This window comes from Dokdonella sp., assembly GCF_019634815.1.
In the GTDB taxonomy this organism is placed as follows: Bacteria; Pseudomonadota; Gammaproteobacteria; order Xanthomonadales; family Rhodanobacteraceae; genus Dokdonella_A.
The window spans coordinates 85500-106463 of the sequence record NZ_JAHCAP010000008.1 but is presented as its reverse complement, the minus strand read 5'-3'; the positions used below and the strand labels follow the sequence as shown (position 1 = coordinate 106463).

The 20964-nt window shown below is 64.0% G+C and carries 14 protein-coding genes and 3 tRNA genes; 9 read left to right on the top strand and 8 right to left on the bottom strand.

All coding sequences use genetic code 11. The features are described 5' to 3' along the window. The first annotated feature begins 115 nt into the window (after positions 1-115). The 3 genes from KF759_RS06230 to KF759_RS06220 all read left to right on the top strand — a co-directional run bounded on the left by KF759_RS06230 (position 116) and on the right by KF759_RS06220 (position 6410). On the top strand, positions 116-5035 hold the full coding sequence (locus KF759_RS06230; RefSeq protein WP_291223664.1) for an NAD-glutamate dehydrogenase: 4920 nt from the start codon (positions 116-118) through the stop codon (positions 5033-5035). A 117-nt stretch (positions 5036-5152) separates the two neighbouring features. Further along, positions 5153-5917 (top strand): NAD kinase, encoded by a 765-nt coding sequence (locus KF759_RS06225; protein ID WP_291223662.1) that lies wholly within the window; start codon positions 5153-5155, stop codon positions 5915-5917. Between the two features lie 220 nt (positions 5918-6137). Then, positions 6138-6410: a hypothetical protein gene (locus tag KF759_RS06220; RefSeq protein WP_291223701.1), complete on the top strand. Its 273-nt coding sequence runs from the start codon at positions 6138-6140 to the stop codon at positions 6408-6410. 63 nt (positions 6411-6473) lie between these two features. On the opposite strand, the gene KF759_RS06215 is transcribed toward KF759_RS06220, so the two are convergent. Beyond that, on the bottom strand, positions 6474-6779 hold the full coding sequence (locus KF759_RS06215; RefSeq protein WP_291223660.1) for a hypothetical protein: 306 nt from the start codon (positions 6777-6779) through the stop codon (positions 6474-6476). A 297-nt stretch (positions 6780-7076) separates the two neighbouring features. Here KF759_RS06215 and KF759_RS06210 point away from each other — a divergent pair, with 297 nt between their 5' ends. The 4 genes from KF759_RS06210 (at position 7077) to KF759_RS06195 (ending at position 12363) form a co-directional block, all read left to right on the top strand. After that, on the top strand, positions 7077-8069 hold the full coding sequence (locus KF759_RS06210; protein WP_291223658.1) for a hypothetical protein: 993 nt from the start codon (positions 7077-7079) through the stop codon (positions 8067-8069). Between the two features lie 222 nt (positions 8070-8291). Continuing rightward, complete coding sequence (locus tag KF759_RS06205) at positions 8292-8501, top strand: cold-shock protein (RefSeq protein WP_291223656.1); 210 nt, start codon at positions 8292-8294, stop codon at positions 8499-8501. Between the two features lie 161 nt (positions 8502-8662). Continuing rightward, positions 8663-9976, top strand: a complete 1314-nt coding sequence (locus tag KF759_RS06200) for an amidohydrolase family protein (protein WP_291223654.1) — start codon at positions 8663-8665, stop codon at positions 9974-9976. Between the two features lie 458 nt (positions 9977-10434). Further along, entirely contained in the window at positions 10435-12363 is a 1929-nt protein-coding gene (locus KF759_RS06195) for a hypothetical protein (protein ID WP_291223651.1), read from the top strand. A 239-nt stretch (positions 12364-12602) separates the two neighbouring features. Here the strand turns inward: KF759_RS06195 and KF759_RS06190 are convergent. The 5 genes from KF759_RS06190 to KF759_RS06170 all read right to left on the bottom strand — a co-directional run bounded on the left by KF759_RS06190 (position 12603) and on the right by KF759_RS06170 (position 15896). After that, positions 12603-12679: transfer RNA gene (locus KF759_RS06190), tRNA-Asp, on the bottom strand. A gap of 51 nt (positions 12680-12730) precedes the next feature. Next, positions 12731-12806, bottom strand: a tRNA-Glu gene (locus KF759_RS06185). A gap of 19 nt (positions 12807-12825) precedes the next feature. Beyond that, positions 12826-12901 (bottom strand) — tRNA-Ala (locus KF759_RS06180). Positions 12902-12960: 59 nt separating this feature from the next. Continuing rightward, positions 12961-13992 carry a hypothetical protein gene (locus tag KF759_RS06175; RefSeq protein ID WP_291223649.1) on the bottom strand — a complete coding sequence of 344 codons (1032 nt, stop codon included), beginning with the start codon at positions 13990-13992 and terminating at the stop codon, positions 12961-12963. A gap of 101 nt (positions 13993-14093) precedes the next feature. Then, positions 14094-15896 (bottom strand): ABC transporter ATP-binding protein/permease, encoded by a 1803-nt coding sequence (locus tag KF759_RS06170; RefSeq protein ID WP_291223647.1) that lies wholly within the window; start codon positions 15894-15896, stop codon positions 14094-14096. A gap of 123 nt (positions 15897-16019) precedes the next feature. Here KF759_RS06170 and KF759_RS06165 point away from each other — a divergent pair, with 123 nt between their 5' ends. Then, positions 16020-16502: a DUF4399 domain-containing protein gene (locus tag KF759_RS06165; protein ID WP_291223645.1), complete on the top strand. Its 483-nt coding sequence runs from the start codon at positions 16020-16022 to the stop codon at positions 16500-16502. A 48-nt stretch (positions 16503-16550) separates the two neighbouring features. Here the strand turns inward: KF759_RS06165 and KF759_RS06160 are convergent, their stop codons facing one another. After that, a complete protein-coding gene (locus tag KF759_RS06160; RefSeq protein ID WP_345777425.1) occupies positions 16551-18359 on the bottom strand; it encodes a DUF885 domain-containing protein in 1809 nt (602 codons plus the stop codon). 26 nt (positions 18360-18385) lie between these two features. Continuing rightward, complete coding sequence (locus KF759_RS06155; RefSeq protein WP_291223643.1) at positions 18386-20404, bottom strand: bifunctional 2',3'-cyclic-nucleotide 2'-phosphodiesterase/3'-nucleotidase; 2019 nt, start codon at positions 20402-20404, stop codon at positions 18386-18388. 169 nt (positions 20405-20573) lie between these two features. Here KF759_RS06155 and KF759_RS06150 point away from each other — a divergent pair, with 169 nt between their 5' ends. Then, positions 20574-20939, top strand: coding sequence for a hypothetical protein (locus tag KF759_RS06150; RefSeq protein ID WP_291223641.1), 366 nt, complete (start codon positions 20574-20576; stop codon positions 20937-20939). Positions 20940-20964 lie beyond the last annotated feature (25 nt).

Sequence of the window (20964 nt, the reverse complement as noted above, 5' to 3'; positions counted from 1 at the left end):
GCAGCATTTTCCGTGGGTGGTTTCAAGTCCGCGCGGGCCGGCGCGTGGTGGCCTTGTTCAGGGGCGCGGCGTATCCTTGCGGTCTTTTGCAAACCGGCCATTTTTCGGGAGCGACATGAGCAATTCCGGCGTTTCGGGCAGTGCGGCAATGGAAGCGATCCTCAGCCAGCTTCCGTCCTTGATCGCTGCAGGGCAACAGGCTGATGCCGCGCGACTTGCGCATGCTTTGCTGGAGCGCGTGCCGCGCGACGAAGTCGAGGCGCGCACGGCGCAGGAATGGGCGACGCTGGTCGCGGCGGCCTTGAGCTTGCTTGGCGAGCGTCAAGCACGTACACCCGTCGTGCGCATCAGCGAAATCGGCAGCGGCCGCAGTGCGCGAACCGCGGTTGACGTGGTTACCGATGACATGCCTTTTCTGGTCGATTCGGTCGGCATGGCGATCGCCGATGCGGGGCTTGCCACGCATGCGCTGATCCATCCGGTGATCGCCGTGCGGCGTGATGCAGCGGGCAAGCTGCAGTCGCTTGCGGAAGGCCATGCCGAAGCTGCCGTGGTCGAGTCGCTCATGCATTTCGAAGTCGATCGCGTCGCCGACGCCGATGCGGCTGCCGCACTCAAAAGGGCAGTGGTCGAGGCGCTCGCCGACGTGCGCGCCAGCGTCGGTGACTGGCAGGACATGCGCAAGACGATGCTGCGCATCGCCGACGACCTGTCGCAACGCAAGCTGCCGGTGGCTGCCGAGGGTGTGGCCGAGGCCCGGGAATTCCTGCGCTGGGCTGTCGACGACAACTTCACCTTCCTCGGCTATCGCGAGTACGAGGTCGCCAGCGTCGACGGCGAAGAAGTGCTGCAGGCAGTGGAAAACTCGGGTCTGGGCATCCTGCGTGGTGCCGAGCGCGCGCAGGCGGCACGATCCTTGCGCACCCTGGTCGCGCGGCAATTGCCGCAATCGGGTTCGATGGACGCCATCATCCTGACCAAAACCAACGCGCGGGCACGTGTGCATCGCGCAGGCTACATGGACTACATCGGCGTGCTGCGCTTCAACGAAGCCGGGGTGCCGATCGCCGAGCAGCGTTTCCTTGGTTTGTTCACCACCAATGCCTACATGGCGCGGCCGCAGGACGTGCCGCTGGTGCGGCGCAAGGTCGAAGCCGTGCTCAAGCGTTCCGGTCTGCGTCGCGACGCGCATTCGGGCAAGGCGCTGCGCCACGTGCTTGAACTGCTGCCACGCGACGAACTGTTCCAGGCCGACGAGGACGACCTGTTCGACCTGGCCACCAGCGTGCTCGCTCTGCGTACGCGACCGCGGGCGCGCCTGTTCGTGCGGCGCGACCGCTATGGCCGCTTCTATTCGTGTCTGGCTTATGTTCCGCGCGAGAGTCTCAGCAGCGATGCGCGCGATCGCATCACCAACCTGCTGAGCACGACCTTGCGCGGCAAGCAGGTCGACTCCTCGGTGCAGGTCAGCGAGTCGCCGGTAGCCTTGCTGCATCTGGTGATTCGTCCGCAACCGGGCGAGCATGCCGAGTACGATGTGGCTGCGCTCGAGCGCGGCGTGGCCGGGATCGTGCGCGACTGGAGCGAAGAACTGCGCACGGCCCTGATCGAAGCGCATGGCGATGTCGCCGGACGCCAACTGGCGACACGCTATGCCGGACTTCCGACCAGCTACATCGAGACCGCAACGCCGCGTGGCGCGGCGGCCGACATCGCGCTGGCTTCGCAGTTGCAGGGTGACGACGATATTCGACTCAGCCTTGCGCCCTCGCATCGGGATGCCGCGACCCAGCATTTCAAGATCTTCCGTCATGGCAGCGACATTTCGCTGTCCGAGGTGATCCCGCTGCTCGAGAACATGAACCTCAAGGTTTTGACCGAGCAACTGGATGAGCTCGATCTCGGCGATGTTCACCTGCGCATCCAGGACATCGTGGTGCAGCCGCAAACCCGATGCGCATTCGATGTCGCCCAGATCGGGCCGGCCTTCGAGCGCGCGTTCGAGCAAATCTGGCGCGGCAACGCCGAGAACGATGCGTTCAACAAGCTGATCCTCGGTGCGCATCTTGGCTGGCGCCAGGTGGCGATGTTGCGAGGCTACTGCAAGTACCTGCTGCAGACCGGCGTGCCGTTCTCGCAGAGCTACATGGAAGAAACACTCAATCGCTATCCGGCGCTGTCACGCTTGCTGGTCGAACTGTTCGAGGCAGGGTTTGATCCTGCGCGCGAGGCAGGTGCGGTCGCCGGGGCGGATGAATTGGTGGCCCAATTGCGTGCGTTGTTGCCCGCCGAGGTACTGGCAAAGTTGCCGGGCGACTACCTCGACACGCTGACCGCCGCCCGGGCGCAGCCGCGGATTGGCCAGATCACGGCGGTGGTGAGTGCGATCAAGGCGTTGTTCGAGCATGTCGCCAGCCTCGACGAAGACCGCATCTTGCGCGCCTATCTGGGCGTGATCGGCGCGACCCTGCGCACCAACTATTTCCAGAACGCACGAGACGGCAAACCGCACGCATACATCGCCTTCAAGTTCGATTCGTCCAAGGTGCCGGACCTGCCAAAGCCGCGGCCGTATCGCGAAATTTTCGTCTACGGTGCGCGCGTGGAAGGCATCCATCTGCGTTTTGGCGCGGTCGCGCGCGGTGGCCTGCGCTGGTCTGACCGCCGCGAGGATTTCCGTACCGAGGTGCTCGGTCTGGTCAAGGCGCAGATGGTCAAAAACACCGTCATCGTGCCGGTCGGTTCCAAGGGCGGCTTCTTCGTCAAGCGACCGCCGGCCGAGCGCGACGCGCTGTTGGCCGAGGGCATCGCCTGCTACAAGATGTTCATCAACGGCCTGCTCGATGTCACCGACAACATCGTCGACGGCAAGATCGTGCCGCCGCGCGACGTGGTGCGTCACGACGCCGACGATCCGTATCTGGTCGTGGCTGCCGACAAGGGCACGGCGAAATTCTCCGACATCGCCAACGGCATCAGTGCCGAGCATGGCTTCTGGCTCGGCGATGCCTTCGCATCGGGCGGTTCGGTCGGCTACGACCACAAGGGCATGGGCATCACGGCGCGCGGCGGATGGGAATCAGTCAAGCGCCATTTCCGCGCCTTGGGTCACGATTGCCAGAGCGAGGACTTCACGTGCGTCGGCATTGGCGACATGTCCGGTGACGTGTTCGGCAACGGCATGTTGTTGTCGCGTCACATCCGCTTGATCGCGGCATTCGACCATCGCCACATCTTCATCGACCCGAACCCGGATGCAGCCACTTCCTTCGCCGAGCGCGAGCGCATGTTCATGCTGCCGCGGTCTTCGTGGGAAGACTATGACGCCAAGCTGATTTCCAGGGGCGGCGGCATTTTCCCGCGCAGCGCAAAGACGGTCACCCTCTCGCCCGAGGCGCGTGCGGCACTGGGCATCAGCAGCGACGAGCCGCTGACACCGACCGCGCTGGTCAGCGCGGTGCTCAAGGCGCCGGTCGATCTGCTGTGGAATGGCGGCATCGGCACCTACGTCAAGGCCGAGAGCGAGACCAACGCCGATGTCGGAGATCGTGCCAACAACGCGCTGCGCGTCAATGGCGGCGAGCTGCGTTGCAAGGTGGTGGGCGAGGGCGGCAATCTCGGCTGCACGCAGAAGGGGCGCATCGAGGCCGCGCGCAAGGGCGTGCTGCTCAATACCGACTTCATCGACAACTCGGCCGGGGTGGATACCTCGGACCATGAGGTCAACATCAAGATCCTGCTCAACGACGCCGTGCAGCGCGGAGAGCTGACGATCGAACGGCGCAACTCGCTGCTCGCCGAAATGACCGACGAAGTCGCACGCCTCGTGCTCAACGACAACTATCGGCAGAATCAGGCGATCACGCTGATGGAGCACATGTCGGCGCAGCGCATTGGTTCGAACGCACACTTCATTCGCACGCTCGAAGCCGAGGGCATGCTCGACCGCCAGATCGAGTTCCTGCCCAGCGAAGCCGAGCTGGCCGAGCGCAAGGCCCGTCATCAGGGCATGACGCGTCCTGAACTGGCCGTGCTCTTGTCCTATTCCAAGCTCAAGCTGTTCGAGCAGTTGCTGCATTCGGACGTGCCCGAAGATCCTTTCCTGTCCAAGGAACTCGTGCGCTATTTTCCGGAGCCCCTGCAACAACCCTATGCCGAGCACATGCAGCGGCATCGACTCAAGCGCGAGATCATTGCCACCGCGGTCACCAACTCGCTGGTCAACCGCATGGATGCAACGTTCATGTTGCGCATGCAGGAAGATACCGGGCAGGGGCCGGCGGCGATCGCCAAGGCCTACAGCGCAGTGCGCGAAATCGTCGGCTCGCGTGAGCTATGGGCAGGAATCGAGGCGCTCGACGGCGAAGTGGCCGAAGGCGTGCAGATCGATGCGCTGCTCAAGATCTGGAATCTGCAACGCAATCTGACGCGTTGGCTGCTCAATCATCGCGGCAGCGTGCTCGACATCGCCGAGCTGGTCGGTCGCTACGGCCCCGGCGTGAACGCTCTGCGCGCGGCGTTTCCGCGCGTCCTCACGGCCAACAGTCGTGCCGACTACGATGTCGATGTCGAGAAATGGCAAGGTCTGGGCGTGCCCGAGCAACTCGCGCAATCGCTCGCACAGATCGCCGAGCTCGATGCCGCGTTCGACATCATCGAAGTCGCGATCGACAGCGGACAGGCACCCGATCGTGTCGCCGCGGTCTACTTCGAACTCGCGCACGCGCTCGATATCAATGGCCTGCGCCGCCAGATCGAAGCGCTGCCGGTGGAGAGTCGTTGGCATGCGCAGGCACGCGGGGCATTGCGCGACGAACTGTCATCCCAGCATTGCGCCTTGATGCGGCAGATCCTCGCCGCGGCGCCGGCGAAGGAGCCGCATCCAGTGGCGCGCTGGATGGAGCGGGACGATCCGGCGCTCAAGTTCACGCTCGGCATGCTCGAGGAGATCAGCACCCAACCGGTCGACTATCCAATCGCATCGGTGGCGCTGCGCCGCATTGCCCAGCTGGTTCAGGCTGGCGCCAAGAGCTGAGTCCGGCGGCAAGGCAACGCTGGCCGGCGTTGCCGTGAAGCGTGCGAATACGGGCCCGGCTTTCGCCGGGCCCGCCAAGATGCGAAGCTTCGGCACCCGTCCCAAGGGCATGCCCTGATGTCCCAGCGTATCGCCTTCGTTGCCGCACAGACCGAAGAGGCCGCCGCCGCGCGCGTCGAACTCGTCGCGCGTTATGGCGACGCGTCGCTCGAGACGGCCGAAGTGATCGTTGCGCTCGGTGGGGACGGTTTCATGCTGCGCAGTCTGCACCGGCACATGGCGCGTGGCGTGCCGGTGTACGGCATGAAGCTCGGCACGGTCGGCTTTCTCATGAATCAACATGCGGTCGACGGATTGCCCGAGCGCATCGCCCAGGCCCAGCCGACCTTGCTGCGGCCGCTGGAGATGCGGGCGACCACCGAAGCCGGAGGCGATGCGGTGGCGCTGGCCTTCAACGAAGTCTCGTTGCTGCGCCAGACCAAGCAGGCGGCGCATGTGCGCGTTGCGCTCAATGGTGTGGTCAAGATCGAGGAGCTGGTCTGCGATGGCGTGCTGGTATCAACCACTGCGGGATCGACGGCCTACAACCTGTCCGCGCACGGCCCGATCCTGCCGCTGGGTTCGCAGTTGCTGGCGCTCACGCCGATCAGTCCGTTCCGGCCGCGGCGTTGGCGCGGCGCGATCCTGCCGGCGGTGACCGAGGTGCGCTTCGAGATCCTCGATCACTACAAGCGCCCGGTGAGCGCGACCGCCGATTCGCACGAAGTGCGCGATGTCGTCGAGGTCCGCATCCGCGAGTCGCGCGAACGGACGATGACCCTGCTGTTCGATCCCGAGCACAACCTCGAAGAGCGCATCCTCAACGAGCAGTTCGAGCTGTAGCCCACTGCATGGCTGCTTTCGCGGTTTGCACGGCGAGGTCGATTCGCCATGTCGGCAGCGCAGCTGCGGATCTTGCCGCACGCTGAACCATGGGATTGCGTGGGTCAACGCATGGTGTCCAATCTCGTTGAAGCCGATGTCGGATCGCCCGATCCGGTTTCACGAGGAGATCGCAATGCTGTCCCGCAAGCTCTCAGGTTCGATGTTCGCGGCCGCCCTCATGCTCGGCGTGTGCACTGCCGTTCCGGTGCAGGCGCGCACCTGGGTCGGTGTTTCCATTGGTTTTGCGCCGCCGCCGGTGCGCGTCGAACGCGTGGGCATCCGCGCCGGTTACGTGTGGGCGCCGGGCTATTGGCGCTGGAGTGGCAGTCGTCACGTCTGGGTGGGTGGGCGCTGGCTGCCGGCGCGGCCCGGTTATCACTACGTCGGGGCGCACTGGGTGCATTGGGGCCACGGCTGGCGTTTGCGCGGCGGCGGCTGGGTGCGTCGGTGAGGTGCACAGCCGGACACGGCGACGTCACCCAGGCAAGCGGGGCCCTTCGTGGGCCCCGTCGTGTCACTGCCCGTGCGACCAGCGTTGGTATTCACGTGTTGATATACGGCCGTCGCGATTGCTGTCGGCAAAGATGAAGTCATTGGCGAGCGGTGGATAGGCAATGGCGTCGGCGGGGGTGAGATAGCCACGCAGAGCGACATCCAGTTGCGCGAATGGCGGGGCCGGGCCGAAGTGATTCAACGGCGCCTCCCGCGTGGTCACGATCAATTCGCCCTGCGCAGTCTGGTAGCGCGCGCTGCTGATGGTCTGGGCCTGGGCGTTGCCGGCGAGCAGGATCGCGGCGAGGCCTGCGAGTTGACGGTACATGTTCGAAACCTGTGCATCGACGCCGGGGCGGCGCCGATTGGATCTTGAGCCGCGAGCGGTTAACGTCGGCGAACCGTCGCATGGCGGGTGTTGAACTTTTCATGGCGTGGGGGCGAGATGCAATCGGGAAATCCGCGGTGTGTGCACGTCATGCTGATCGCTGCTGTCCTTGTCGGCGCGCTAGCGGGCTGCGGCAAGGAGCCGACGCCGGCTGCCGCGCTCATGGCATCGGAGGCCGCCGTTGTCGAGCCCGGCTCCATCGCACCGGCTCCCATTCGCGAACCTGCCGCAGAGGCGATGCCGAGTTTGCCGGAGAATCTTGCACAGGTTTCCGGTGCGATGATCGATTCGCTGCTCGACGGCGCGCGCCAGGTGACTTCGGCGGCGTGTCTGGCGAAGTCGGCTGCTGGCGAGGGTTCGAAGCTTGCGGTGCAACGCTGGACCGACGCCCAGGGCATCATCCACTACTCCGATCGCAAACCACCGACCGGCGCGCGCGATGTGCGCACGGTCACGCTCGCTGCGGTGCCGCGCGTCGTGATCGAGGCAAGTGGCCACGACGTGAATCTGCCCGACCAGTTGCAGCAGCGAGCGGTGGCGGATGCGCTGGCGGTCGAGCGCGTCCTGCATGACACGCTTGCGGTGTCGATTCCCCAAGGTTTGAGTTTGCGGATTGTTTTCGTGCGCTCCGCGCAGGAGTACGCGCGCCTGATCGGCGCGCCTGCGCTGGCGCAGTCGGCAGGCGCCTATTCGACCGCGACGCGCACGATTCATGTGCGCATGCAGGACGAGGGAGAAGGCAACTTCGCCGTGCTGCGCCACGAGATCGTGCATGCGCTCGTGCACGAGGCGGTCGGCAACCTCGCGGTGTCGATCAACGAGGGGCTGGCTGAATACTTTGGCCGCTATCGCAGTGCCGGCATGGGTGGGCAGGTCGACATCGGCAGTGAACGGACGGCGCTGCTCGCGGCAGCACCGGACGGCGATGGCACCGAAGCGCTGGTGGATCTGCTGGCGCCGGAAGGTGAAGCCTTCTATCTCGACGGCAGCACGATGGCCGCACGCGAAATGCGCTATCGACGAGCGTTCGCACTGGTGGCGATGCTCATGGGCAGCAGCGAGGGGCGCGACGCGCTGGGCGGATTGCTGCACCAACAGGCCGCGGCGCCGTGCACGGCGGTGGCGCCGGAGCGCTGGTTCGAGCAGCACTACCCCGGCGGACTGCGCTCGCTCGCGCAAGCGTGGCAGGGTTTCATGCGCAGCCCGCCGCAAGAAGTGCGCTCCTATTGAGCCTCACAGGCGGCCTGCGTTGTTGCGCACCGCAGCATGCGCGCGAGGCTGGCAAGACCGCGCGAGTCGAGTAGACTTGCGCCGCTGTGTCTGCACGGTTTTGCGTGCGCGGGATGTTTCCGTGCGCGACGGATGATCCGCTTCATCGTTTCACCGGCATACCCAGTGCTCGCCATTCCGCAAGGAATGGGATTTTTCCCCAGCGTTGCAACGGAGAGTTACATGTCGGATCGTGAATCGGGTACCGTCAAATGGTTCAATGAGAGCAAGGGCTTCGGCTTCATCAGCCGCGAGAATGGGCCGGACGTGTTCGTGCATTTCCGCGCGATCACCGGTTCGGGCTTCAAGACCCTGCAGGAAGGCCAGAAGGTGACGTTCCGCGTCGTGCAGGGCCAGAAGGGGCTGCAAGCCGAAGAAGTTTCACCCGCCTGAACTTTTCTTCCTGAAAGACACCGGAGCCGCAGCCTCGCGCTGCGGCTTTTTTTGTGCGGCGCGTGGCGTCCCGAGGCATCACGCGGGCTTCGAGCTTGCCGCAACCTTGTTTGCGTGCGCACAATCCAAAGCCGCGATCGCTGCCTGTCGAAGGGGGTCTCATGCGTCCATCTGTCTTGGTGGGTGTTCTCGTCGCGTTGTGCATCCTGAACCGGCCATCGCTCGCCAGCGCCATGCCTGCGCCGGCTGGCGATCTGCTGCTGGTGCCTGACAAGGTCTGGAGCGGGCAGGATGATGTCGCCCGATCCGGACTCGCCGTGCTCGTGCATGATGGCGTGATCGCCGCGGTGGGCGCCGAGGCGTCGCTCGAGATCCCAGCCGGCGCGCGCCGCATTGCCCTGCCGGGCGCCACGCTCACGCCGGGCCTGATCGACCTGCATTCGCACCTGTTCCTGCACCCCTACAACGAGGTGTCGTGGAACGATCAGGTGCTCAAGGAGCCGCAGGACTATCGCACCGTGCTCGCGGCGAACCACGCCAGGGCAACGCTCATGGCCGGCTTCACCACCTTGCGCGATCTGGGCACGGAAGGTGCGGGCTACGCCGACGTGTCGATCAAGCGCGCGATCGATGAAGGCTTGATCCCCGGCCCGCGCCTGTTCGTCGCTACGCGCGCGATCGTCGCCAGTTCCAGTTATGGTCCGGGGCCGAAGGGCTTCCGGCCCGACCTCGATCTGCCGCAGGGCGCGCAGCCGGTCACCGGCGTGGACGAAGCGCTGCGCGCGGTGCGCGAACAGGCCTCACGCGGGGCGGACTGGATCAAGTTCTACGCCGACTATCGGGTCGGCCCGAATGGAGAAACCATGCCCACGTTCAACGCCGTGGAAATGAAGACAATCATCGACGCTGCGCACCAACTCGGCCGACCGGTCTCGGCGCATGCGGGCAGTGACGCGGGCGTGCGCATGGCGGTCGAGGCCGGCATCGATACGATCGAGCATGGCGATGCCGCGACCGAGGCCACCATGAAGCTGCTCAAGCAGCATGGCGTGGTTTACGTGCCGACCCTCACGGCAGTCGCGGCGATCGGTGAATACTTCGAGAAGTACGTGCCCGGCGGCGAGCCGACGCCACGCATGCGCGAGTCCGAACATGCATTCCGTACCGCGCTCAAGCTCGGCGTGACGATCGCCAATGGCAGCGATGTGGGCGTGTTCAAGCATGGCGAGAACTGGCGTGAACTGGAGTGGATGGTCAAGCTCGGCATGAGCCCGGCGCAGGCGCTGCATGCAGCCACCGACATCGCCGCGAAAGTCCTGCGCCAACAGGATCGGATCGGCCGCATTGCGCCGGGCATGCGCGCCGATCTCGCCGCCTTCGAAGGCGATCCGAGCGTTGCAATCGACGCGCTGCGCAAGCCCGTGTTCGTGATGAAGGACGGTGTGGTGTATCGCGCGCCCGACGATGCGCGCTGAGACAACAACCATCTGAATGTGCGAACCAGTGATCTTCCGTGCACGATCAAATGATGCAGGAAGCTGCGGTGCTCGGAGATGCCAGCCGTGTCACATTGGTACGCGTGGCGTGAGGGACTGCCATGCTTGGTAGTTCGTCATGCTTCGCCTGTTTGTGTGCTCGCGTTGAGTTGCTCGCGCGACCTGCATGGCTTGTTGGCGCGGAAATTGCACATCGAGGAAGCGTTTGAGAACGGCCCTGGTCCTGCATACAGCCGTAACGGACTCGCTGTGCATTGTGCTTGACTCGGCAATCTCTCGCGCGGAGCGCGGCCAAGATCTAGGTCAAGTAGATCGACATGGCAGGCACGCGTCGATGGAGGCGTACGCAGGCGGTTCGCGCAGGTCCGCATGTCGAAACCATGGGGTCGCGAGAGCGGCATCACTCGGATAGTTCTACCGGAGCGGGGGGAATGAGTATGAGTTCTTTTGAGACTGCGGGACGTTCAAGGATGGTGCGGACCTTGGTCGCGATTGTTGCGGCCAGCTTCGTATCACCTGCGGTCATGGCATCGCAAACAGACATTTCGGGCCCATCTGGCAGCATGAAATTCGGAACTACGGTGACAGCGCTGCCAAACGGGAACTTCGTTGTCACGGATCCACAAGCGACGATTGCTGGTCAGGTGAAGGCAGGCGCGGTCTACCTCTACTCTCCCGCGGGGACCCTGATTTCCACACTGACTGGAACCATGACCTATGACAGCGTTGGAAGCGGCGGCATCATCGTGGTCGGCGATGGGAATTTCGTGGTCTTGAGTCCGAGTTGGAGCAGTCCATCGGCCACCGATGCTGGTGCCGCAACATGGATCAGTGGCACGAGCGGAATGAACGGACCTGTCTCTGCAAGCAATTCACTGATCGGTTCAGCAAACAACGACAACGTAGGCTTGAAGGCGTTCGCGCTGACCAACGGGAACTATGTCGTCTTGAGCCCATACTGGAACGGTGTGGGTGCGGCGACATGGGCCAATGGCAACACTCCGACGGCGGCGCTGGTGTCCATAACCAATTCATTGCATGGCACGACTAATGGTGATTCCGTGGGGTTTGATGGCGCCGCGCTTTCAAATGGCAACTACACGATCAACAGCCCGATGTGGAGCAACGGGTCGGTCGACGCTCGCTATGGCGCCGTGACTTGGGTCGATGGAACGGAGGCAACAGGTACTGCGGTTTCCATCACCAATTCACTGTACGGGACGACAGTCGGTGACCGAGTTGGGGTGTCCGGAACGGTTGCATTGAGCAACGGTCATTACGTCGTATCCAGCAGGTATTGGAACAATGGTGTGCCAGATGCCCGCGTCGGGGCTGCCACATGGGGCAATGGTCTGGTCGGAACGGCAGGCGCCGTGACGACCAGTAACTCACTCCATGGCGCCGCGCCTGGCGAAGAGGTGGGCACAGTCATCGCACTTCAGGACGGAAATTACGTGGCGTGCACCCCGTATTGGTCGAATTCGATGGGCGCCGCGACTTGGGGGAGTGGCACCGTCGGTGTGGTGGGCGTGGCTTCGACGGGCAATTCGCTGACGGGCACAGTGTCCGGGGACAGGGTCTGCAACAAGGTGGATGCACTGATTGGCGGCAACTATGCTGTAAGCAGTCCGAGTTGGAATGGTGGGCAAGGTGCTGCGACCTGGTGTGCGGCCGGGGGTATTTGTACAGGACAGGTGACAGCAGCGAATTCCTTTACCGGCACGAAGTCTGGATGGGCGTTCGCTCTGGCGGACGGGAATTACGCTGTCGCAAGCCCCGGCTGGAATAACGGCGGTGCGACCGCTGCGGGCGCGGCAACCTGGGCCAGCGGTTCGCTCGGCTTGTTCGGACAAGTGGCGCCAGGTCAGTCGCTGATAGGTGTTTCTGCCAACGACCGGATAGGAAGTAACGGGATCGTGGGCACGGCGGCAGGCAGTTATGTGGTTGCGAGCAATAACTGGCATGACGCTGGTGGTGCTCAGGTTGGTGCAATCACTTGGGTTCGTGGCGGCCAGGCGCTTCCGGGATTGGTCACGGCCAGAAACTCATTGGTCGGTGGTAGCTCAGGCGATGGCGTCGGCTTGGCCTTCGGCTTGAGTGACGGCAACTATGTGGTGTACATCCCCAGTTGGGACAATGGCGCCCTCGCCGATGCAGGGGCGATGACTTTGGCGAGTGGGCACTACCGGCTCGTTGGGAAAGTCGCGGCATGGAATAGTGTGCGTGGTGGTGTGGCCAATGGTGGCGGTTCGATGGTGTACAGCTATGACCCGACACGCCAGCAGTTGGTCGTCGGCAGGCCAGCAGAGAACATTGTCAGCCTCTTCACGATGGATCAGATTTTTGCCGATAATTTTGAACCCTGACGGCGGGGTGCCCGCCATGCCCGAGTATGGACGCTTGGCGCGCAGGGCGTGTCTATCCTGTGTTGGTCAACCTGTGCGCATCCACAACCTCCGGAATTCTTCCGTCCTGCGCACAGTCGTACTCACAATCCGTTCCGGCTGTCATTGGACGCCGCTGAACGCCGTTCAACAAAAAACCCCGCGAATCGCGGGGTTTCTGTGTTCCGTCGGACGTTCTCGGACGCCGTCGGACTTGTAGATGGCGGAGCGGACGGGACTCGAACCCGCGACCTCCGGCGTGACAGGCCAGCATTCTAACCAGCTGAACTACCGCTCCGCGCTGTTTTCACTCTGCCGCATCCTGCAGCAATCGTTCCTTTCACTGAACTGGCGTCCCCAAGGGGATTCGAACCCCTGTTACTGCCGTGAAAGGGCGGTGTCCTGGGCCTCTAGACGATGGGGACGTCGGAAACCGGAAACCTTTGGTGGAGCCAGCCGGGATCGAACCGGCGACCTCTTGCATGCCATGCAAGCGCTCTCCCAGCTGAGCTATGGCCCCTCAAGGGAGCGCGAGAGAATAGTGAGCTGCGCGCCTTTCGTCAACCTCAATTTGCATCCTCAGCGGTTGCGGCCGAACAGGCCGCTGCGACGCTGCTCGGCGCCGGCATCGCGATCGCTCGATTCGGCTTCGATATGACCGCTGGCGTTGTAGGCATTGATGAAATTGGCAACGTCGGCAGCCGATGAGCCGCTGGCCTCGGCAATTTCCTCGACGGTGGCGTGGGCTTTCATCATCGCGGTGGCGATGCGGAAATGCTTGGGGAATTCGCGTTCGCTCTGCGGCCAGCGCGCAAGCTTGTAGCGGCCGGCCGGATCCAGCTGGGCTTCGAGCTGGCCGTTGCTGCCAAGCAGGTGGGCAAGCCAGGACAGGCGCGCGTAAGGCAGGGAAGCTTGGTTGCGGATCGCGGGCACCAGGGTGGTGGCATCAAGCTGCTCGAGCTTGATTGCGTCCAGCGGCAGGCTGCACCAAGGCGAAAGCGCCTTGAGGGAAACGTCCTCGGCATAGGCGAGTTGATGACTGCCGTCGAGCACCAGGGCCGGTTGGCCATCGTGACGAAGGCGCCAGCGCTTGCCGGGCTGTTCGGGGCTGCCGAGCAGGTCGAGCAGAGTTTGCGGTCCGGCCGGAATGGCGGCCACGGGCGGCTCGGCGTGGGCTGCCGCTTCGACCTGGACCGGCGCCGCCGGCGCCGGGCGAATCGGAGTCGCGGTGACGGCTGCAGCCGCGTGGTTGGTTGGGGCAGGGGTGTGCGCGACGGGCGGGGCGGCACTGATTCGCACAGCAGGTACGCGGGCGGCGACATCGGCCAGCAGCGCGGCCAGTGCGCTGGTCGAAAACGGCTTGCGCAGATGGTATTCGGCGCTGTGGGCATCGCCCGAAGAAACGGCCGCGACCGGACGACCTGTTGACTGAGCCTTGAGCCAGTCCATGTGTCCGTAGACCGAATCGACATCGACCAGCAGCAGGTCGGCGCTGTCGGCAGTGCCCATCTGCCAGGAACGATCGGGCAGGTTGTCGAGCAGGCGCGTCAGCACGGTGTTCTGGTCGGCAGTGGCACCGAGCATGTAGAGCGTGTGGGTCTTGCGATTCACTGAGGTGCGTCCATCAGGGGTTTGGCAATCCGCTAGCAAGAAACATACCGGCAATCCGGCCGATCCCGACCAGCCAATTGCGCCAAAACTGACGTTGAGTGTCAGGCTTCGACCGGCTCGGTGGCATTGCCGGTTGCATTCGCGTCAACCGCGCGTTGCTGCATTGCCCACAGTTTCGCATAGCGGTCCCCGGCCGCAAGCAGTTGCGCATGCGTGCCGCGCTCGACGATGCGCCCCTGCTCGAGCACGAGGATGAGATCGGCGTTGACGATCGTCGACAGCCGATGGGCGATCACCAGTGTGCTGCGGCCGCTGGCGATTTCGACCAGCTCACGTTGAATGATCTTTTCGGTGCGGGTGTCGAGTGCACTGGTGGCCTCGTCGAAGATCAGGATGGCTGGCTGCTTGAGCAGGGTGCGGGCAATCGCAACGCGTTGCTTTTCACCACCCGAGAGTTTGAGCCCGCGCTCGCCGACGTTGGTTTCGTAGCCATTGGGCAGCGACTCGATGAAGTCATGGATGTGGGCGGCACGAGCGGCGGCGATGACTTCCTCACGGCTGGCCTGTGGCCGGCCATAGGCGATGTTGTAATAGATGGTGTCGTTGAATAGCACGGTATCCTGCGGCACGATGCCGATCGCAGCGCGCAGCGATTGCTGGGTCACCGTGCGGATGTCCTGGCCATCTATCGTGATGCGCCCTGCGTTCACGTCGTAGAAGCGGAACAACAGGCGCGCAAGTGTCGATTTTCCCGCGCCGGTGGTGCCGACCACGGCTACCGTCTGGCCGGGGGCGACGCGGAAGCTGAGGTCATGCAGGATCGTGCGCTCGGGCTGATAGCCGAAGTCGACGTGGTCGAAGACTATCTCGGCACCAGTGACCGCCAGTGGCAAGGCGCCCGCGGGATCCTCGACCTCACGCGCCTCGCCGAGCAGTTCGAACAGGCGCTCGATGTTGATCAGGCCCTGCTTGACCTCGCGGTAGACCATGCCGAGATAGTTGAGCGGCGCGGAGAGCTGAAGCAGGAAGGCATTGACGAGGACGAAGTCGCCGATCGTCATGCTGCCCGCGATCACGCCCTGTGCCGACCGCCACAACAACAGGGTCAGGCCGACCGCGACGATCGTGACCTGCCCGACATTGAGTACGGCAAGCGTCTTCATGCTCTTGACGGTCGCCTCTTCGTAACGAATCAGCGAACGGTCATAGCGCGAGAATTCGTGGCCCTCGTTGCCGAAATACTTGACGGTTTCGTAGTTGAGCAGTGAATCGACCGCGGTCTCGTTGGCTTCGGTGTCGGCCGCCTTGGCAGCGCGGTAATAGCGCATTCGCCACTCGGTTACCGAGAAAGTGAAGGCGATGTAGGCAACCAGGGTCGCGAGCGTGATCAGGGTGAACGAGACATCAAAGCGCGACATCAGGATGGCGCAGACGATGACCACTTCGAGCAGGGTCGGCAGGATCGTGTAGATCGTCCAGTCGAGCAGATCCGAGGTTGCGGTCATGCCGCGCTCGACGTCGCGGGCAACGCCGCCGGTGCGCCGGTCGAGGTGAAAGCGCAGGCTGAGCCGATGCAGGTGCTCGAAGGTGCGCAAGGTGACATTGCGCGAGGTGCGCGCAAGCACGCGCGCGAACACCACCTGACGAAGTTCCTGAAAAGCCGCCATGCCCATGCGGAACGCGCCATAGGCGAGCAGCAGGGCCAGCGGCACCAGCAGCGGGCGTGGCGAGAGGTCGAGCGCGTCGACCAGCAGTTTGAGCACGATCGGCACGCCGATCGTGGCCAGCTTGCCTGCGACCAGCAGGATGAGTGCGAGCCCGACGCGGCCACGGTAGCGCCACACTTCAGGCCAGAGGCGTGTAATGACCGACCAGGTATCGATGCGACCGCGGAATTGGCTCACGAATTCGGACCTGATGAACGCGAACGCAATAGGTTGGGGGCATTCATGCTCATCACAAGCCGATGAGCTCGAACCCGCCCAAGGGCTATGATGGCGTGGTTTCGTGATCGAAGGAGTCAGTTGATGAGCATTTTTCCACGCCGTGTTCTTGTTGGAGCCATCTCCAGCCTTGCCTTGGCCGCAATGTCACCCGCGCTGGCACAAGACGCGACAAGCCATGCAAGCCATGAGGCGCCGGGCGGACTTGCGCCGTTGCCCGCACCCAAGGGCGCCAAGGTCGAGATTCTTTCGCCGCGCGATGGCGACACGGTCGGCCGCGAAGTCACGGTCAAGTTCGGCATCAGCGGCATCGCACTCAAGCCGGCAGGGGATGCGACGCCGGGTTCCGGGCATCACCATCTGCTGATCGATGTCGACAAGCTGCCGCCGCTCGATCTGCCGATTCCAGCCGATGCAAACCATCGCCATTATGGCAAGGCGCAGACGCAAGACACGATCGAACTGACGCCGGGCACGCATACCCTGCAGCTCGATCTCGGTGATGCGCGGCATGTGCAGTTCGATCCGCCGATCGTCTCGCCGCGCATCACCATCCACGTCAAGTGAGTGCTTGGCCGCGCTGCCGATCCGGAGTCGGCAACGCGGCGCACGACATCACTGGATCGGCAGGTCGAACATCAGCTCGCGCACATGGCGCACCGGTGGCGAGCCGAACGACAGCACGGCATCGTTGTAGCGACGTTGGTTGAAGGATGCGCCCCAACGCTGCTCGGCTTCGCGGCGCAGGTCGAGGTGTTCCTGCCAGCCGACGAAATAGGTCGGCAGTTGGGCTGCGGTGAGCTGGGCGCGCACCCACTTCGCCGCCGCCTCGCGCTCCTGCTGGAAGGTCTTGACCGTCATCAGGTGCATTGCCTCATCGCGCGTCATGCCGTCGACCTGCACCCCCTGGTCGAGCAGGGCGTTGGCGATCACGCGCAGGTTCCATTTCAGGTGCACGAGGTCGAACAGCGGATCGTGGTCGAGAAAGCCCTGATCGACCATGAGCTGCTCGGCATACACCGCCCAGCCTTCGATGAAGGTGCCCGAGCCGAGCACCGCACGCAGCACCGACGGGTAGCGGTTGGAATGCCAGAGCTGGAGGAAATGTCCGGGCATCGCCTCGTGCACGGTGAGCTCGGCGATCGAGCGCGTGTTGTATTCGCGCAGGAAGGATTCGACCTGCGGCTTGGTCCAATCGTCCGGAATCGGTGAGACCGCATAGAAGGTCGCCAGTCCCTTGTCGAGCGGGCCGGGCGAATCGCAGTAGGCAAGTGCCACGCCGCGTGCGAATTCGGGCATGGTGATGACCTCCACCGGTGCATCAGGCATGGCGACCAGATCGTGGCTGCGCACGAAGTCGGTGGCCTTGGCGAGTTCGGCCTGCGCGGTCGCCACCACCTGGTCGCGCGCGGGATGCTCGGCGTAGGCAAGTTCCAGCGCAGCCTGGATCGCTGCCTGCTGCTGCTTCTCGTTCGGATGCTCAGGCAGCGCAGGCGCCTTGCGCTTGCCCTTGAGTACGCGCCGCGCGATTTCGTACATCTGTTCGCGGGTGTCACTGAGTGCCTGCTCGGCGCGTTCGCGGATTTGCTGGCGGGAGAGCGGTGAATTGAGCGAAAAGGCAAGCTTCTGATCGTACAGCGTGGCACCAATGCGGAAGTCACCTCTGGCCTTGGGTACCAGTTCGGTGTCGATCCATTTCTGGTTGTCGTCGATGGCCTTGCGCAGCCCGGCAATCGCGGCATCGAGCCGTTGCCGATCTTCGCCGCCCAGTTCGCCCGCATGCGGAATGATCTGGTCGTCGACGATCGCAAGCACGCCCTTGAGCTGCCTGGACGCGGTTTCGGCATGGATTTTCGGTACCCGCGCCGGATCCAGGTTCGCACGCATCTGCGCGTAGAGCCCGGGCAGTTTCTCCATGCGTGCGGTGGCGGAGCGCAGGCGTTGCGGCAGCGGGGCGAAATCGCGTGCCATCAGAGTGAACAGCGAATTGCCGGCTATGCCGGTATAGATCAGCGGATTCCAGGCCCACTCCTGCAGCGTTTGCGCTGACCAGATATCCGATTGCAGCTGGTTGTGCAGGATCGCGTAATCGACCTGGTTCTCGCGCGAGAGCGCGGCGCGGTCGATGTGATCGAGATCAGCCAGCACCGATTGCGAGAAAGCGAGCGCATTGGCACGGGCAGTGGGACCGAGGTCATCGAGCGCGCTGTCATGGTGGTGGTCGCCGAACTGGGTGGCGTTTACCGGACTGGCCTTGAGGATGCCGTCGAGCCAACGTTGGCCCAGCGCGCTGAACTGCGCATCGGCGCTTGCGGGCGCGGTTGAAGCCGATTGCACCGGTGACGTGGTCGGCGGTGGCGTCACTTGCTGCGCGCAGGCGCCAAGCAGGAGGGCAATGGTGAGGGCGAGTGGCAGGCGGGACATGGCGGGCTCCTGAACAAGCGCGAAAATCAGCGGGTGGTTGTGGACAGATCGATGGCATAGAGCGAAGTACCGTCGCCATTGTCCTTGAGCACGCGGATATTGACCAAGCCGGCAGCCTTGGCGAGCTCGAGCTTGCCGCTGGCCGATGCGAAGGTCACCGCAGCCTTGGTCTTGACCGGCACGAAGTGCCAATTGCGATTTGCGCCATCCTCAGCGCGTGTCAAATGACGGTGTTCGCGCACCCAATCGATCAGCACGTCGCGATTGGCGTCGGGCGCCGCCAGCACGATGTTGCTGCCATCGAGGCCGGGAAAGCTGCCGCCACCACTTGCCCGGTAGTTGTTGGTGACGACGATGAAGTCTTGGGTCGGCATCACTGGGGCACCGCGATGGCGCAGATCGACGATACGCGAGCCTGCCTCCCTGGTCACATCGATCGCGTAGCTCAGGTCACCCTGGATCACGTCGAAGTTGTAGACGGAAAAGCGCCGGTTGACGAGTACCTGCACGTCGTTGCGGTCGGGGTCGATGCGATTGAAACGCTGCGCGGATCGCTCGAGCCAGGCTTTGAGCGTGGCGCCGTCGATCTTCACCGCCGTCAAGGTGTTCGGGTAGAGATACAGGTCGGCGGCGTTGCGGATCGCCAAGGGGCCGGCCGGCACATCGGTATAGTCGCCGGGGCCGCCAAAGCCGCCCTTGAATGGAGCGGCCGCAGACAGCACCGGCAATTCCTTGTACTGCGGCAGATTGTCGGCGATGTAGCGACGTACGTAGTCTGCTTGTGCAGCGTTGACCGGCTGCAGCGCGCTGACATCGCCGACATCGGCGAAGTAGGTCGTCATCGGGTAGTCGCTGTCACCGATCGGCGTGGCGACATAGCGGCGCGTGGCTTCATGCACGGGCTCGACCAGCGTGGCGATTTCCCGATCGGGTTCGACGTAGCTGCCATCGGCCTGCTTGATGTCGCGTACCTCCACCTTGGTGGTGTCGGGGTCGATCTTCCAATGGCCCGCTTCACGCACCAGCGCGAGCTGGATCACGCCCAGACTCTTGCCCCAGAAATTACCCATGACCGCTGGCTTGCCGTGGATGAAACCGCGCTCGTCATCCACGCCCGCAATGCCGGCAAATCGACGCTTGCCCTTGCGCTGGCCTTCCGGGAAAACGGTGTGCGAGTGGCCGAGCAGGAGCACGTCGATGCCGGGCTCGGCGGCAAGATAGAGATTGGCGTTCTCCATCATCGGCATGTACTGCGAACGGTCGATGCCACCGTGCGAAATCGCGATCACCAGATCCACGCCTTGCGCACGCAGCCTGGGCAGGTACTGGCGCGCCGCCTCGACCAGGCCCTTGACGAAAATCTTGCCCTCGAGATTGCGCTGGTCCCACATCATGATCGGTGGCGGCGTGAAACCGATGATGCCGATGCGGATCGGCGCCGTGAGCTGTTTGCCGTCGAGTTCGACCTTGAGCGTGCGCTCGAGTACCGCGTAGGGCGGGAAGATCGGCTGCTGGTCGCGCGCACTGAACACGTTGGCGAGCACCCGCGGGAAGTTCGGCCCCGCACAGCGGCGCGTGTTGACGCCATCGACGTTCATCGTCTCGCCGCTGACCTGGGCGAGGAAGGGCAGGCCATAGTTGAATTCATGGTTGCCGATCGTGCCGCCGTCGTAGCCCAATGCATCCATCGCGCGGTAGATCGCCAGTTCCTCGGTACAGGGCAGTGGTTCGACCAAGGCCTGATAATCAGCCAGCGCCGTGCCCTGGATGGTGTCGCCGGCATCGAACAGCAGGCTGTTGGGAAATTCAGCCCGGGCCTGGCGGACGAGGGTTGCCATGCGCTCGAAGCCGAGCGTCGGGTCGGCCTTGTCCTGGTAATAGTCGTAACTGCGGATGTTGGCGTGGAGGTCGGTCGACTCGAGGATCGCCAATTGCGCGCGCGTGCCGACCGGCACGGTCGCGGAATGGTGCGGCGCATGTGCGCAGGCGGTCAGCAGGGCCAGCAGGCAGCAAAGCAGGAAGGTGCGGAACACAGCCGGGGTCATGCCGCGGAACTCCAGATTGGACGGGACGGGTGAAGGCGCTTCAGCCGAGGCGGCTGCGTGTTTTCCGCAGCCGGAGGATGCAGGGGCGCATGGGTTGATTTGCAAGAGTATGCCAATGGCATGACTTCTGCTTTGCCTGTCTTCTCGAATTCATGCGAGCGGAGTGTTGATGGACCTCAGAATTGCATCGATCGGACTGGCGCTGATGCTGGCCGGCTGCGCCGCGCAGGGCTACCGCCCACTCGTCGACTCCGGCGTGAGTCGCGGCAACTACGACGATGATTTGGCGGATTGTCAGGACCTTGCCGCGCAGCGGCCGGCCGCGGCGCCCGCTGCAGGTGGCGCCGCAGCCGGCGCCGTGATCGGGGCGCTGCTCGCGGTCGCAGTGGGGCTGCGCGGTGACGATGTCGCGCATGTCGCGGCCTGGGGCGCGGCCAGTGGCGGCATCGACGGCGCCGCCTTTGGCGTTGCCCGGCAGCGCGAGATCGTCAGTCGCTGCATGGCGGGCCGCGGCTACGACGTGCTGGACGACTGATCAGCAGTACGTCGGCAGGCCGGGG